Source organism: Sphingobacterium sp. DR205, from assembly GCF_011064245.1.
GTDB classification, from domain to species: domain Bacteria; phylum Bacteroidota; class Bacteroidia; order Sphingobacteriales; family Sphingobacteriaceae; genus Sphingobacterium; species Sphingobacterium athyrii.
Genome location: NZ_CP049333.1, coordinates 4,958,319 through 4,974,528 on the forward strand (window position 1 = coordinate 4,958,319; position 16,210 = coordinate 4,974,528).

The 16,210-nt window shown below is 41.3% G+C and carries 9 protein-coding genes; 2 read left to right on the forward strand and 7 right to left on the reverse strand.

From position 1 onward, the window contains the following. Nucleotides 1-100 precede the first annotated feature (100 nt). Nucleotides 101-3,313: a TonB-dependent receptor gene (locus tag G6053_RS21480; protein ID WP_165308414.1), complete on the forward strand. Its 3,213-nt coding sequence runs from the start codon at nucleotides 101-103 to the stop codon at nucleotides 3,311-3,313. A gap of 18 nt (nucleotides 3,314-3,331) precedes the next feature. Further along, the gene (locus G6053_RS21485) at nucleotides 3,332-4,819 is read left to right on the forward strand and encodes a RagB/SusD family nutrient uptake outer membrane protein (protein WP_165308416.1); all 1,488 of its coding nucleotides are present in this window, start codon (nucleotides 3,332-3,334) and stop codon (nucleotides 4,817-4,819) included. A 74-nt stretch (nucleotides 4,820-4,893) separates the two neighbouring features. Here G6053_RS21485 and G6053_RS21490 read toward each other — a convergent pair whose 3' ends face one another. The 7 genes from G6053_RS21490 to G6053_RS21520 all read right to left on the reverse strand — a co-directional run bounded on the left by G6053_RS21490 (nucleotide 4,894) and on the right by G6053_RS21520 (nucleotide 15,944). Next, on the reverse strand, nucleotides 4,894-6,483 hold the full coding sequence (locus tag G6053_RS21490; RefSeq protein WP_165308417.1) for a RagB/SusD family nutrient uptake outer membrane protein: 1,590 nt from the start codon (nucleotides 6,481-6,483) through the stop codon (nucleotides 4,894-4,896). Between the two features lie 111 nt (nucleotides 6,484-6,594). After that, entirely contained in the window at nucleotides 6,595-9,894 is a 3,300-nt protein-coding gene (locus G6053_RS21495) for a SusC/RagA family TonB-linked outer membrane protein (RefSeq protein ID WP_165308418.1), read from the reverse strand. A 192-nt stretch (nucleotides 9,895-10,086) separates the two neighbouring features. Continuing rightward, nucleotides 10,087-11,490 carry a M14 family zinc carboxypeptidase gene (locus G6053_RS21500; protein WP_165308420.1) on the reverse strand — a complete coding sequence of 468 codons (1,404 nt, stop codon included), beginning with the start codon at nucleotides 11,488-11,490 and terminating at the stop codon, nucleotides 10,087-10,089. A gap of 1 nt (nucleotide 11,491) precedes the next feature. Further along, a complete protein-coding gene (locus G6053_RS21505) occupies nucleotides 11,492-12,547 on the reverse strand; it encodes an LD-carboxypeptidase (RefSeq protein WP_165308421.1) in 1,056 nt (351 codons plus the stop codon). Nucleotides 12,548-12,558: 11 nt separating this feature from the next. Beyond that, on the reverse strand, nucleotides 12,559-13,896 hold the full coding sequence (locus tag G6053_RS21510) for a dihydroorotase (RefSeq protein ID WP_165308422.1): 1,338 nt from the start codon (nucleotides 13,894-13,896) through the stop codon (nucleotides 12,559-12,561). A gap of 152 nt (nucleotides 13,897-14,048) precedes the next feature. Beyond that, the gene (locus G6053_RS21515; protein WP_108635762.1) at nucleotides 14,049-14,744 is read right to left on the reverse strand and encodes a response regulator transcription factor; all 696 of its coding nucleotides are present in this window, start codon (nucleotides 14,742-14,744) and stop codon (nucleotides 14,049-14,051) included. A 102-nt stretch (nucleotides 14,745-14,846) separates the two neighbouring features. Further along, nucleotides 14,847-15,944 (reverse strand): TlpA disulfide reductase family protein, encoded by a 1,098-nt coding sequence (locus G6053_RS21520; RefSeq protein ID WP_165308423.1) that lies wholly within the window; start codon nucleotides 15,942-15,944, stop codon nucleotides 14,847-14,849. Between the last annotated feature and the right edge of the window lie 266 nt (nucleotides 15,945-16,210).

Here is a 16,210-nt window from a genome sequence, read left to right on the forward strand (position 1 = left end):
TTACAAGAAGAACATTGCATTGATTTCGCTATAGCATTTGTAAGCAAAGGCCAATAGCAACCAAAACATTAACAAACTAAATTAATCAATTCAAACTCTTATGAAACAACATGTACTCACAACGTTGTGTCTCATAGCCTGTAGTTCGATGCAGTCTCTATATGCGCAACAGATTCAGATTGCCGGAAAAATCACAGACAGCAATGGAAATCCCATCAGTGGAGTTACCATAAATGTCAAAGGATCCAGCCAAGGGACATCGACCAATGATCAAGGCTTATTCACCCTTAATGCAAATTCAAATGCTACACTAATGCTATCTGTTGTCGGCTATAAAGCACAGGAGATTCAGGTCAATGGCCGAAAAACAATCAGTATTACACTTGCCAGTGGCGAACAGGCTTTGGATGAGGTCATGGTTGTCGCTTATGGTACAGCAAAAAAAAGTACATATACTGGATCTGCGGCAACAGTAAAAGCCAAAGACATAGATAATGTTCCCACAACCTCATTTGAAAGTGCCCTAAGTGGACGCGTTGCGGGTCTGACAGTTTCTACTCCCTCTGGACAAGCAGGCTCAACACCTAGCATTCGTATTCGGGGCGTAGGCTCGATGAATGCTTCGAACGAACCGCTCTATGTTATAGATGGTGTTCCTGCCAATTCTGGTTCGGGTGGTCAAATGGGCGATTATATCTACACATCCAACAATGTGATGGGAAATCTCAATCCCGATGATATTGAAACGATTACCGTACTAAAAGATGCGGCGGCCTCCTCCCTATATGGTTCCAGAGCAGCAAATGGTGTCATCTTAATAACGACCAAAAAAGGCAAAACGGGAAAACCCACGGTCAATTTTAAAAGCTCTATCGGCTTTACGCCAACCTGGGCAACAGACAATTACGAAACAGCGTCGCCTCAGGATCAAGTTAACATGCTGTATCAGATATTTCATGATTACCGCACGTCAAACGTCAATCCAAAAACTGGTGTAAACTATACCGATGCGGATGCCAGTACTTACGCCCTTGGACAGCTAAATAACAGATTTAACAAACATGGTTACCGATTTGAAGTCAGTGATCCCTTGAGAATGAGCAACATTAGCATCTTAGGAATGACTGATGGAATTGAAAACCGTGAAGGCAAATATTATGATTGGGATAAAGCCCTGTTTCGCACAGCAATTTATCAGGACAACAATCTTTCACTTTCAGGGGGAACCGAGTCAACGAAATACTTTTCATCTTTAGGTTACACCACAGATAAAAGTAGAATTAGGGTCAATGATTTCGAACGTATCTCAGGTCGTCTCAATCTAACGCAAAAAATCGTTGATAACCTGGAATTTGGAACGAATATCAATATCGGTCACAACAAGAAAAAAGGTTTTAACGACACCCGCAATACGGGATCGAACTATTTTCTACAATCCAGAAATCTCCTGTGGCCATTATACTGGCCTACAAACTATAAAACGGGTGAAGCTTGGACAGACCGCTATGGTAGCTATGCTTATAATGCCGACTATTATGACCAACAATGGGACAACAACTCGAAAACAAATAAGCTAGGCGTCATCAGCAACCTGACCTGGACAATTCTTCCCGAACTGACAGCAAAAACTGTATTCTCATATGATTATACGGACATGAAGGACTATTTATATTATAGCGCTAAACATTTCAATGGTATCAGCGATGGTGGTGTAGTGCACCAATTTAACACGAATATGCTGAAATTGGTAACTTCAAATACCGTAAATTATAATAAATCATTTGACAAGCACACTATAAACTTACTCGCTGGATTTGAGGCCGAAAAAAATAAGACGGATTTTATGCGTACAACAGGCCGCAATTTGGGTTCCGCCGAGCTTCCTTACATTTCTTCGGCAGGTAAGTTTGAAGCCAATGCGTATAGCTGGGGTTATAACCTGATGTCATTTCTCGGAAGGGCGGAATACAATTATGACAACACTTATTTTTTAGCGGCTTCCTATCGCCGTGATGGTTCTTCAAAACTAGGTCCGAAAAACCGATGGGGAGATTTTTGGTCGATATCAGGTGCTTATAGTTTGAAAAACCTTCCGTCTTTGCGTGAAAACGATGCCATCAGTACATTACGTCTGAAAGCCTCTTACGGTGTCAACGGAACCTTACCAACGGACAATTTTGGATGGAGAAGACTTGTATCCTTTAACAACTTCAATTATAAAGGACAACCGGGAGGTAACCTTGTCTCCAACCCAGACCCGGATATTACCTGGGAAACCTCTTATACTACTAATGCCGGGCTGGAATTTGGCTTCTTAAACAACAGAATCACGGGGTCAGTAGAATACTTCAACCGCACTTCTAAAAACTTATTACAGGATGTCCCAACCTCACAAACAACCGGATTCAGCACCGTATTGAGAAACGTAGGACAGATCAACAACAAAGGAATAGAAATTGAATTAGCAGGTGACATTATCAAAAAAGATGATTTTAGATGGAGTGCAAATGTAAACGCAGCTTTCATCAATTCAAAAGTCCAAAAGCTAAATGACAACCAGGATATTATCTGGTATGATCCTACTGGCTCAGTGGGCAATGATACGAAAGGGAGCGGTGATGCCCGTGCGCAATTTATTTATAGAGAAGGGCAGTCGACACTCGCGTTTTATGGTTACGAATGGGCAGGCGTTGACGCGACCAATGGCAAAAACGTCTATTATACCAATAACAGCAACACAGGTTCGGGTATATTTGATTACAATGGTCGAAAAGCAACTTATGACTTTAACCAAGCCGATTATACAATCATCGGAAATGGTATTCCGAATGTCAGCGGTGGTATAAATACTGATTTTGAGTACAAAAACTTCAATCTAGGCTTCAATTTTATATACAAACTTGGCGGTAAACTATACGATGGAGCATTCAAAGATGTCGCCGATGATGGTTACTACTGGGAAAGGATTCGCTCGGAATATGCCTTTGAGCATATGTGGACCGAAAACAATACATCTGGCACCTTACCAAAATTAGACGGAAACGACCTGACTGACCCTCAAAAATATAGTTCCAGACAACTACATGATGCCTCATTCCTTCGGCTAAAAAATATCAATTTTGGTTATAGATTACCGAAAACTGTTTTGAACAAAATAGGATTTAGCAATGCCAGAGTATATTTCAATGGAACTAATCTATTGACCGCATCAAAGTATAAAATTGCCGACCCTGAGGTTGGTCAATACGCAACACGCGGCTGGGAAACACCGCTAGGGAAGACCTACACATTTGGTATAGAACTGGGTTTTTAATCGTTAATCTTTTAAGAAATGAAAATATTTAAAATATCTATTATAGCCGCAGCTCTGGTAACGTCCTTCAGCAGCTGCAAGGATTTTCTAGACGTTGAACCGGGCAATTCCATTGATGCAGGGACAGCACTTAATGGCGCCAATGATGCCCGCAATAGAATAAACGGATTAAGCAGACTGATCGCTTCATCAAGTTATTACGGTCGAAACTTTGAACTATATGGCGAGGTCAAAGGGGGCGATCTAACGGTTTATTCCCAAGGAAGAGGGCTTGATCAACTGTATTCATTTAATCAAGATGCAGAAACAAATAACTTTTCGGGTTTCTGGTCACAGATTTATTATTGTATTGCCCAGACAAATGACGTATTGGAAAAAATTGACCAAGTGGCTATGGATTCCAAAGCGCAATATGCAAATGCACAGGGACAGTTACTTACTTTACGGGCATTATTTTATTTTGACCTCGTTCGTTTATATGGAAAATCATATACACAGGATAAAGCTTCTCGGGGGGTTCCCATTGTTATCAGTCCGGCATCCTATAACAGTAAACCAGCCAGAGCAACTGTAGAAGAAGTCTACACCCAGATTTTAAAAGATCTCAAAACCGGCCAGGAGCTACTTGGAGCAAATAAAGCTATTGACAATGGGTATATCAATTATTATGCGAACTTAGCCATACAAAGCAGGGTTTATCTGACAATGGCGGACTATGAAAATGCCTATTCAAAAGCAAATGAGATCATCACCAGTGGTACCTATAAATTGTATGAGAATGAGAAATGGACGTCTTCTTGGGCGAGCATGTATGGCACAGAATCTATCTATGAACTTGGTATTAACGAAGGTGAAGCTGACTTGGGTACAGCAAGCCTGGGTTATTACCTGATGCGGAGAACAGGTGGACAGGGTGGAATGTTCTACGCAAGTGATTATTATCTCAATCGCATGAAAGAGGACAACAGTGATGTGCGTTGGGCAATTTTGGGAAGAGACGAAAGTTCGGCAACACGTATGGGAGCCGTTTATAAAAATCTAGGTAGTGTAAATACCAATACCTCCTTACCACTAAATTCACTTGGGGACAAAGGAAACACAAATAATACAGCTGTGAATATCAAAGTAATCAGGCTTTCTGAAATTTACCTTATCGCTGCGGAGGCTGCTTTAAAAAAGCCAAGCGCAGATCCCGCAAAATCGGCAGAATTATTAAATGCTATCAGTAAACGCTCTCCGAACCGTCCTGCATTCTCTTCGGCCACGGTCAACGAAGATGCCATCCTTAATGAAAAGAGCAAAGAGTTGTTTGGTGAAGGGCATCGATACTGGGATATGATCCGGCTCAATAAGAAAATCACATTCAATGATGACTTTCAGGGATTGACGATCAAAACCCGTCCTAAGGAAATTGACCGAACTTTTGAAAAGTATATCCTGCCAATCCCTCAATCGGAAATCAATGCCAATCCAACGTTGAAGGAGCAGCAGAACCCCGGATACTAGATGTAATAGATTAGCTCTAAAAAAACAGCACCCCGAGGCGGGGTGCTGTTTTTGATTGTAAATGCGTCTTGGAATTACTGTCCTTTAAACGGATTTTGATCACTTTCCTTTAGCTGAGTATTTCTTGTCATTTCTAACTGTGGAATCTGGCAGATAAAGCGGTAATCATTAGACGGTAATGTCCCTGTCGGATTTGCACTCTTCGGATCATACCCATCCAAGTTGGTCATACCCCAAGTATAATGTCCCTCCACATAGGTAGGCGTTTCCTGAATACGCTGCAAAGGCTTTTGTAAGCGAAGCAGATCATATAATCCTGTCACGCCCTCACAAAGTAATTCTTTGCGTCGTTCAACATAAATTGCTTCCAAAAGAGGCTCTCCGGCAGCTATCTTAGTCAGATTTTTCACACCCCTGGCAGTCTGTAGGCGGTTCAAATAAGTAAGCCCCATGCCGTTATTTAAGTGGGCAGCTGCCTCTGCCATAATTAAGAGCATCTCTGAGCCGCGCATCAGTGTAACCTCTGGTCGTGTATTTCCTTGCACCGCACCATTGGCATCACCATAATGCTTGTATTTATCGTAAGCCCATTTAGTAGACCATTCTTTGTTTGCATTTTTGGTGCGTTTCCAGAATTGGTAACGGTCTTCTGTCTTTTCAAACAATTTTTCATACTGCCCATCCGCAAAAAAATCCAAGAAGGCATAAATCGGTCCATCTGTATACCCTTCGCCATATTTTTCATCTTGGTTGTACCAAAAATTAAACTGCGTGCCACCTCCCAAATTATTAGTAGCCGTAAACTTCATCGCCCAAACCACTTCTGGATAAGCATTGGTGATCGCATCATCAAAACCGCTACGGTACTGATCCCGTGTCATGAGTTGGCTATATTTATTATAAACCGTTGAGGCTTCAGTCAAGGCGCCCCGCCAATTATTCATCACCAAATAGACTCGTGCCAGTTGGCCGGATACAATATCCTCATTAATTGTCCATTTATCCGGACGGTCAAATCCTTTTAACAATGATTTCGCTTCACCAAGGTCAGCCAGGATTTGATCATAGACCTGTTGCACGGTAGCTCTGGGTAAGTTAAGGTCCTCCTTCGGATCCAGACGTAATATCACCCCTTTCTTTTCTTTGGCGATCATATAAGTTTGTTGATAGTTCTGGATTAGGTGAAAGTAGCAGATTCCCCGAATAGCTTTAGCTTGTCCTAAAATCTGGTTTTTAATCGCATTATCCCCCTGTGCCGCCGGTACAGCCTGAATAATTTTATTGGTCTGATTGATAATTTTATACATCATTGACCAAATTGCGTCCGAAGTACCTGTAGTCTGCGTCCTTACTGCCTCATATTTATACGTATCAACCTGATTACCGCCCATGTTGGTATGACTAACAATATCTGCTCCACCTAGATCCACATACATTTGCAATCCCGGTAACCCCGCATAAACACGGTCTGCGCCCTGGTCATTAAAATATAATTGTCGATAAGCAGAGGTCAGCACCATTTGTAACTGCCCTGCACTGGATAAAGCCATTCCCTCTTCGGTATCGACGGAGGTATTGGCATCCAAAAAGTCCTTACAGCTCCCCATAAAAAGCAATGAAGAAGCCAAAATTGTAAAGTGTATGGTTTTGAATATCTTTTTCATTAATATATTTTTTATACAAGTAACCTTTTCATCCTGTATACACCGATTTCATTTGATCTATACGTCAGTCAGATGGCCGGTTCCTATAATTTTCCTCGATTTAATTTATCCTTAGAATGTAACCTGCAAGCCACCAGTATAGATTCTTCTCGCCCCTTGCCGACCATTATCCGTATCCGCATTGCCATTATAGTTATTACCCGACAAACCTGTTTCTGGTTCGGTATACCGATTTTTGGCAGAACCAAAAGTCAATAAATTATCCGCTGAAACAAAAAACCGGACATTGGATAATCCCAGCCTTTGTAAGGTGTTTTTCGGAATGGAATAACCCAGTGTGATATTCCGCAAACGTAAATAATCGTTGTTGAAAATATAAAAATCAGAAGCTCTGCGTGTCGAAGCATAATTGTCATCCGACCATTTTGGCAGCAAGGCATGATCACCGGGTTTACGCCAACGGTCCTGGACTAAATCCTGGGTTACTCCCACCCCACCGCGGAGTGTACTACGCTCAGAATAGGAGTAATCATACATTTTTCCACCAAGTGAATAATAGAACATAAACGAGAAATCCAACCCATGCAATTTGAAACTATTGGTCAGTGAACCATATACTTTTGGCAGAGCTGACCCAATCCATTGATAATCATCGGATGTGACCTCACCAACATAGTCTTCGGAAATCTTCCAGCCCCCCTTATCATCTTTCACCCAATATTGCATATTGCCGTTATCCGGATTGACACCTGCATTTTTGACCATATAGAAATCATACAATGAATGCCCTTCCTCTAAACGATAACCGGCACCGCGGTTGTTGAATGTAAAAGCTCCGCCCGGCAAATAGGTAATTTCATTTTTTAGAGTGGATAGATTTGCATCTATCTTCCAATTAAAATTATCTTTTCGGAAAACATCTGCACCAAACGAGAATTCAAAACCACTGTTTCTCAGATTACCAAGGTTAATATTCTGTCCAATTGCATTTCCAGCCTGCGCCGAAATGGGAAATTCTTTGTAAAAAAGAAGATCAGAAGAATTTCTTGAATAATATTCTATTGTTCCATAAAAACGCTTTAAGAAAGCAAAATCAGCAGCGATATTAAACTGCTTGTTTTTTTCCCATTGCAGATCAGGTGCTGCGACAGTATTAGGTTTTAAACCTGGTAATCCATAAAGATTATCAGCACTATAATATGCCTGGTAGCCATAAAGAATCTCATCAGTTGCCACACCTTGCGCATTACGTCGGATCAACCGGTCATTTCCGGTAGTACCATAACTGCTACGGAACGATAAATTATCCAACCAAGTCGCCTCTTTTAAGAAATTCTCTTTGGAAATTTTCCAGGAAAGTCCACCGGACAAGAAATTTCCCCAGCGATTATCGGGGTGAAAACGAGAGGATCCATCCCGACGGAAAGAAACAGAAGCAAAATACTTGTCATTATAATTGTAATCCACTTTAGCCAAATACGATAATAAGGCATAGCGATCTTTATACGAACCCACGGACCAGTTGGTCGTTGTCGAAGTCAACTCATATTGCCCAAGCTGCATAATACCTTCGCCGTAACCATTATCACCAACAGTATTTCTAGTATACGATTCCTGACCCGCCAACACAGATAGATGATGTTCTCCGAAATTCTGCTCCCAACTCAATATATTGTTGAATGTAACGGAACGTTTTTCATCGTTTTTACGCCCCGCGCTTCCCCCGCTTGTTAGAACACTTGTTCCGTAAGGTGCCTGTTGTCCAGGCCCATGCACAGCAGAACCATACGTAAATTCTTTATAAACATTATTATCTATGCTAATGCTAGACTTAAAGTTTAAATTGTAGGGTAATTTAATTCCAGCAAAGTAACGGGCTGATATCATGTTGTGCTGGTTATTGGTAAATCCTTCGTCGTTCGGATTATCCCAGTAGTCACCGCCATTGTTCAACACGTGGATACCAAAAAAGTTATTGCCATAAGTACCATAGTCAAACATACGGCGGCCAGTCTTTTCAGAATAAACCCAATCTGTATTGTCAGCATTACGTAACCAAGGGGATGTCAATGTTGTACTAAAATCTAAGGCTCTACTAGCTCCGGAAAGATTCTGTTTAGATGAAGAGAACGACATATTCCCTCCGAGCTGCAACCAATCAGTTACCTGCGATGTTACATTAGCCCTAAAACCATAACGTTTAAAATATTGAGTCATAGCATATCCCTTGTCATCCAAATAGTTCGAAGACAGAAAATAATTGGTTTTGCCATCGCCAGCGGTACCGCTCACATCTAAATTATACTCTTGTCGCAATTTGCGGGAGAATACAGCACCATAATAGTCATAGTCAGACTCATTCCAGATCTTTTCCAATTTAGGGTTGATATAAGCGTTCCCATTTCCATCATGAAGTACATAATTTTCATTGATGTCTTTAAATGGAGATACGTAAACACCGGCGCTGCTTTTTTTCAGTAGCTTACCAAGTACATTGGCAGACGCCCAATCCCCCGCCTCTTTCGAAGTTCTGTTATAACGGTAAAACTGGTCATTATACATGCCCTCCCAAGTGTTCAACAGTTGTTCTTCGGGTGTGGCTTTTGTCGGATTGCCAACAGCATTATCCGAGGTTCCCCAGGTAGACTTAAAGTTCAGGGTAGGTTTGGAACTTTTACCTTTCTTAGTGGTGATCACAATAACACCATTGGCCGCTCTGGATCCGTACAAGGAAGAAGCTGCCGCATCTTTCAACACTGTAATGGATTCGATGTCGGAAGGGGCAATAGATGTTAGCTGGCCATCGTATGGCATGCCATCCACCACATATAATGGATTGGATGAACCGCTCATGGAACTGATCCCGCGGATCTGAATACGAGAATCACCGCCCGGATTACCTTCATTGTTGGTTACATTGACCCCTGGGCTCATTCCTTGAAGGGTTTCAGCAAACCCCGATCCGCCTATTTTTTCCAGCTGCTCTTTTTTAACTACGGTCGCAGATCCTGTAAAGGTTGATTTTTTTGCCGTACCATAGGCTACGACCATGACTTCATCCAAATCAGTTGATGTGGCATCTAAAGAAATAGACAGGTTTGATTGGCCTTCATATTTCAATTCCTTAGATCCATAGCCTACGTAGGATACAACGATAATCGCTCCGGGATTCAGCTTACTTAATTTGAAACGCCCTTGCTGATCGGTATAGGTCGCTATCGCAGATCCTTTGACACTGACGGAAGCTCCTACAATTGGCCCGTCCTTATCGCTGACCTGGCCAGTAATCTCTTGTTGCGCAACTTTGTACTCAATTGTATTTGCAGTATTCAGCGTAGCATGTACATCGAATGCAAATCCACTTGACGCTACTAAAGTCAATGCGAAAAATAATTTTGTTTTTTCTGACATAATTAGTGGGATGGTTTTAAGTTAGTTTCTCTTGCTTCGTAGATTCTAGCGCCAAATATATATTAATTAGAATTTAATGTAAAATCTTTGTTGTATTTTAATTAATTCCAAACGAGGCATAAAAAAGACAAAAACAAACAAAAAAGCCCATAGAATTATGGGCTTAATATTATTTCAAGCGATAAAACAGTATTATTTCACTACATTTTTTGATTTATTATCAATCGATTGCGTAAAATTGATTAAATAACCATTTATCACTGCATATTGTATCTCCTTTTCGGACCCAATAAAAAAATCAGCGCCACCCCCTAATCTCAGACAGGTATCAGCAACAAAATTGGCACCATTCAGCACCTGAATCGGAAAATCATGCAGCTGCGTACCTTCGTCCCTATCAGAAATCTGTAACGCCCCATACCCCTGTTTCAACAACTCAATCACAATAGGTAAGGTTAATTCCGCCAGTGAAAAGACCTGGTCGGTATACATTTTTGCGGGAATAAATTGGAGTCCTGCGACATCAATATCAGTATATCCGTAGAAATCCTGAAAGTCACCGATATCCTCAATCACACCTTCTACGTAATAGTCACCCGCCACAGTTTTTTCATTTTGTCGAATAGCCACATCCACCAACATCCTTTTACCATTTTTTTTGATGGATAAGTTTCGAATCAAAACATCATGCAGCTTTTCGTCATTAAAAGGAATTGCGTTGTAATCTGCAATATCATGTACTAAATAGGATCCCGAAGCGATTTCCTGAAAGGCGTGTAAAAGCGCAATGAAATTATATTTTCGAACTTCCAGTTTTTCAGGGTCACCGGCGTAGGCTCCTGATTCAATCAGAATGGTACGCGCCCCCCATTTTTGAAAATTGTCTCCAAAACCACGTGGGGTATGTTCATCATCATATTTCGCGACAGCATTCGGTATAAACTCCTGTAAAATCTTGTTTATTCCAACGATAAGCCGCATAGCATCTGCCCGAACTGTATTCACACTTCTCGCATAATCGTATGCTGGTGCCAACAAGGAAATTGTTACCGGAGTGGCGCTGCCTGGAATATTGTAGTAATTATTCTGATTATGGAGATTAAAAGCAAAGTCTGGCTTAAGTAGCCTCGCCTGTGCTTTTAAAAGGCTGCCCTCCACCGTTGCAAGCGCACGCGCATCCCGGTTCATATCCACATCCATGGCAGTCCGCCGCTGATAACGCTCAGCACCGTCAGGGTTCAGCATCGGAATAAAGTATAAGCTCAGTTTATTCCCCATCTCCTTTCGCAAGGCATCAAAGCCGTCCGCCTCCCCATTTAAGAAATTAAACAGATCAAATAGCGCCATTGTTGCCGTAGGTTCGTCCCCATGCATCTGCGACCATAACAAAACCTTTATCGGTCCTTGCCCATATTTCAATCTAAAAATCGAACGATCCTCCACTGACTGTCCAATCTCTTCAACGGTAAATTGTTTACTGGCCTCTATTCCTTGCAAAAGTGGCAAGATATCAGCGTATTTAAATCGTCTATGCTGCAAAGCCTTTTCTTCATATAAAGAAAAGGCTTTGAGAAAATCTTCTTTTACTAAATTCATCTTAGTCGTTTAAGGCGGCTTCAAGTAAGGTAATCGTTCCCTGCGATGCATCCATTCTCACCTTTGCACCTACCGGAAGGATAAATTGCTCCGCAATATGCCCAATGACAGCTCCGCTATAAGCAGGCACCTTTAAGGGCTTGATATAATCATTGAATAGCTGATCCAATGTCACAGAGCCATAGCCTCCCGACGGCTTACAATTGGTACATTTCCCAAAAATAAAACCTTTGATCACAGCTAATATTCCTGCATTTTTTAATTGGCAAAACATGCGGTCAACGCGTTCCATATCTTCATCCACCTCCTCAATAAAAAGTATCTTTTCTTTAAAGTCGGGTAGATAAGGCGAACCACACAACCCCGTCAATACGGTCAAATTTCCACCGAGCAGTACGCCATCGACAGTACCCGGAGAAATTGTGGTAATCCGGTCTTTAGTCTGTACAATATTGTCCCCTTTTGATTTAGGGTTTTCAAATACCGCAGGTTTATTCGCTACAAATTGCGCATTAAATGCATCGGCAAGCTTCTTCGTCCATGTGCTTATACCGACCGCACCGTGGAAAGTAACAAGTCCTGTTTTCGCATACAACGCTAGAATTAATGCCGTTATATCTGAATAGCCCAACAAAATTTTAGGATTTTGGGCGATCATCTTATAATCAAGTCTGTCCAAGAGACGGGAAGTTCCCGAGCCTCCCCTTACACAAACTATTGCTTTAACAGCCTTATCAGCAAACATATCATGTATATCGGCAATACGCTCCTGATCTGTCCCGGCTAAGTTGCCATAACGGCTACGGATATGTTTTCCCTCTTTTACTTTAAAACCCAATGTTTCAAAGATCTCGCGAGCGATAATAATTGATTCCTCATCGTCCAATACACCTGCGGGAGTGATCAATCCGATCGTATCCCCGAGCTGTAGCTTCTTTGCCAGCAAAGTAGCTGGCTCTGCTAGCTCCCCAGCGATTGCTGTAGAACGCCCAGCTCCCAACACCGGAATAGCCAATGCGCCCAAAGCAATTGATTTTATAAAAGCCCTTTTCTCCATATTACGCTAACTTATCTATTGAACAATAGACGCTCTCCGGCACCTTTCTCAATAATCTGTCCTTTAGAAAATGCGACTTTACCCGATACAATGGTATGTTCGATCGTTGAACTAAATGTGTGTCCTTCAAATGGTGACCATCCGCATTTAGAAAGGATATTTTCTTTGGAAACGGTATATGGTTTATTTAGGTCCACAAGCACAAGATCCGCCCAATAACCCTCTCGGATATAACCGCGATCTTCGACCTGAAACAATGTTGCGGTATTATGTGCTGACTTCTGAACCAATTGTTCTAAGGTCATTTTACCCGCTTTGACCATATCCAATAAAGCTTGTAAAGCATGTTGAACCAAGGGGCCACCACTCGGAGCTGTGGCGTAAGGCTGCATTTTTTCTTCGATCGTATGCGGCGCGTGATCTGTCGCTATGACATCAATATGTCCATCCAATACCGCTTTAAGAATATGATCACGATCATTGGCCGTCTTAACAGCCGGATTCCACTTAATAAAATTTCCCTTTGTCGTGTAATCCTGATCAGAAAACCAAAGATGATGGATGCAAGCTTCGGCTGTGATTTTCTTGTCCTTTAGTGGAATATCATTCCGAAATAGCGCAATCTCCTTTGCTGTCGATATATGTAAAATATGTAATCTTGTATCATGTTTTTTAGCCAGTTCCACAGCCTTGGATGAAGACAGGTAGCAAGCTTCCGCAGAGCGGATCAACGGATGCATCTCGATCTTCAATCCGTCCTCACCGTATTTTTCCTTGAATGCTGCCAGATTGGCCTTTATCGTTGCCTCGTCCTCACAGTGTGTGGCAATTAATGTGGGAGCGTTGGCAAAAATACCTTCCAATGCTTTCTCATTATCCACCAGCATATTTCCAGTGGATGAACCCATAAACACCTTTATACCGCAGACATCACGCGGATTGGTTTTCAAAACCTCTTCTAAATTATCGTTAGCTGCTCCCATAAAGAATGAATAATTGGCTAATGCATTCTTTCCTGCTATATTATATTTATCCTGAAGCAATTCCTGCGTCAAGGTATTGGGAACCGTATTCGGCATCTCCATAAAAGAGGTAGTACCACCTGCAACCGCAGCGCGACTTTCATGCCATATATCTGCTTTATAAGTTAATCCGGGCTCCCTAAAGTGAACCTGATCGTCAATTAATCCCGGAAACAAGTGCAGTCCCTCAGCATTGATTTCCTGATCCGCAGGATGATTAATCTCCTGTGCGATCATTTCGATTCGACCATTGCTGATGTATACATCAGCAGCCTCAACTTTACCTTCGTTAACAAGTTGCGCAGATTTTATAAGAATAGATGACATGTTGATCTCTTTACTTTGGTATCTGTCAAAAGTAAAGATTTGTTGCCGTGATATCAAGTTATCTGTTCAAAGAGTTGCCCAAATAAGACGATAAAAAGCAGATAAAACTCATCCTTATCCCTAAAACAAAAAAGAGACCTAAGTCTCTTCTTTTATTCTTTATCAAATTTGTAACCCACTCCTTTTACAGTGGTCACATAATCGTCGCCTATTTTTTCACGAAGCTTACGAATATGCACATCTATCGTACGATTGGTGACAACCACCGAGTCCTCCCAGATACTTTTTAGGATTTGTTCTCTAGTGAAAACTTTATTGGGTTTGGATGCCAGCAAGTAGAGTAATTCAAACTCTTTTTTGGCAAGCACAATCTTTTGCTCTCCTTTGTAGACTAAGAACGAATCTCTGTCTATCACCAGATCTGCGATCTCGATTTTGTCCTGTACAGAAGAATCAGACTCCTCCGACGCATTTCTTCTCAATATCGCATTGATGCGGCTCATCAGCGCACGGGGCTTAATTGGCTTGGCAATATAATCATCCGCTCCAACATGAAATCCGGCAATTTCCGAATATTCTTCACTTCTGGCAGTCAAAAATACCATAAAGGTATTTTTGAATTCAGGCATCGCGCGCATGATGCGACAAGCTTCAATACCGTCCATCTTGGGCATCATCACATCCAAGATGATCAGATCTGGGTTTACTTGTTTGGCAACCTGTATTGCCTCTTCCCCATTTTGCGCTGTAGAGACCTGATAACCTTCACGATTTAAGTTGAATGCAATTAAATCCAAGATATCCTTTTCGTCATCAACAATTAAAATCTTTTGTTTCGAAGAACTCATTTGTCTTATTTTTTTGCTAAAATATGAACAAAATGATAACAATCGGTTAATCTAATGTTACCAAATCATTAAGTAATATTTCAATTAACAATAACACATTGATTACTTAATTGTTTTCTTCAGAAAATCTGCCAGCTCTTCGCCACGCAAGTTCTTTGCAACGATAATACCGTTGGGATCGAGGATATAAGATGTTGGCAATGCCTTGACACGATAATCTATTACGACCGGTGACGTCCAAGCTTTCAAGTCAGACACATGTGTCCACGTAAGTCTATCGTCTGCAATAGCCCGCATCCACGAACCGGGATTGTCGTCAAATGAAACAGATAGAATATCAAAACCTTTGGTATGATAAGCATTATACAACTTGACGAGGTTCGGATTTTCCTGACGGCAGGGCATACACCAAGAAGCCCAAAAGTCCACTAAAGTATATTTCCCTTTGAAACTGGACAGCTTTACTTCTTTGTTAGTAGGCGTAAAGGAGGTCAGTTCCGGTGCCGGTTGACCAATAGCCATTTTCTTCAGTTTTTCGGTTTCTTCCTTAAACTGCGTCACATATCTATTTTCTGTAAATTCATTTTTAATTTTATCTGCATAAGCAATTATTTCTGCCTCTGCTACTTCAGGATCCAGTGTTGAGATGGCGTAAAATCCAGCTAGATCATTATGCTTAGCGGAAAAATCGACCGCCTTGCTGGTATAGTCACGGAGTTCATCCGCAAATTTGGCTTTATATTCTGCACGAAGTTTTTCAATTTCGTCAGCAGTCGAATTCGCTGTTAATTTGGAAAAGACACCCTGAAGAGAATCTTGCACGTAATCGCGGTGGTTTCGTTCCTTAGCAAATGGCTGTATTGTTTTCGACAATTCAGATCCTTCAACAAGATAATCATTGACGTTCTTATGCAAATCTGCCTTAAATGAAATTGTCTCACCCGGAGAAGCGATCAGATCATAACGATTTTTGCCGACGCGTAACGACAACAGCCTAGATTGACTCGCTTGACGTACAAACTGAAATTTGTTATTATCGCTAAAAAACATAGAATCCAGCTTGGTATCCCCTTCGTACAAGGAGATAACTTTTATATTACCGGGGTTTTCTATATTTCCTTCGATGGTAAACTGCTCTTTATTCTGGCAACCAAACATCAATCCAACCACTCCAGCTACTAAAAAAATTGCCTTTTTCATCTACATATCGTTTTGTGAGTGCTTCAAGTCCATCCATAACTAGATGTTAATAGCACTCGGTTTCTTTTTTAATTGTAGAAACTATCCTATTTATTACGCCCGTCCATGTTATTATTCATTCATAAATTGCTCTTCAGCCAAATTTATGAACTCGTTACACTCGGTTTGGATAAGTAGGATAGTTTCATCGCATAGCATTTTCGGAGAGACTTCCGATAAGCTTGAAACTTATTCAAGCAAGTATCCTAAGTCTCCGATCTAAATAC

Coding starts and splice junctions, on each gene's coding strand:
- G6053_RS21480 (WP_165308414.1), top strand. CDS start 101: ATGAAACAACATGTACTCACAACGTTGTGTCTCATAGCCTGTAGTTCG.
- G6053_RS21485 (WP_165308416.1), top strand. CDS start 3,332: ATGAAAATATTTAAAATATCTATTATAGCCGCAGCTCTGGTAACGTCC.
- G6053_RS21490 (WP_165308417.1), bottom strand. CDS start 6,483: ATGAAAAAGATATTCAAAACCATACACTTTACAATTTTGGCTTCTTCA.
- G6053_RS21495 (WP_165308418.1), bottom strand. CDS start 9,894: ATGTCAGAAAAAACAAAATTATTTTTCGCATTGACTTTAGTAGCGTCA.
- G6053_RS21500 (WP_165308420.1), bottom strand. CDS start 11,490: ATGAATTTAGTAAAAGAAGATTTTCTCAAAGCCTTTTCTTTATATGAA.
- G6053_RS21505 (WP_165308421.1), bottom strand. CDS start 12,547: ATGGAGAAAAGGGCTTTTATAAAATCAATTGCTTTGGGCGCATTGGCT.
- G6053_RS21510 (WP_165308422.1), bottom strand. CDS start 13,896: ATGTCATCTATTCTTATAAAATCTGCGCAACTTGTTAACGAAGGTAAA.
- G6053_RS21515 (WP_108635762.1), bottom strand. CDS start 14,744: ATGAGTTCTTCGAAACAAAAGATTTTAATTGTTGATGACGAAAAGGAT.
- G6053_RS21520 (WP_165308423.1), bottom strand. CDS start 15,944: ATGAAAAAGGCAATTTTTTTAGTAGCTGGAGTGGTTGGATTGATGTTT.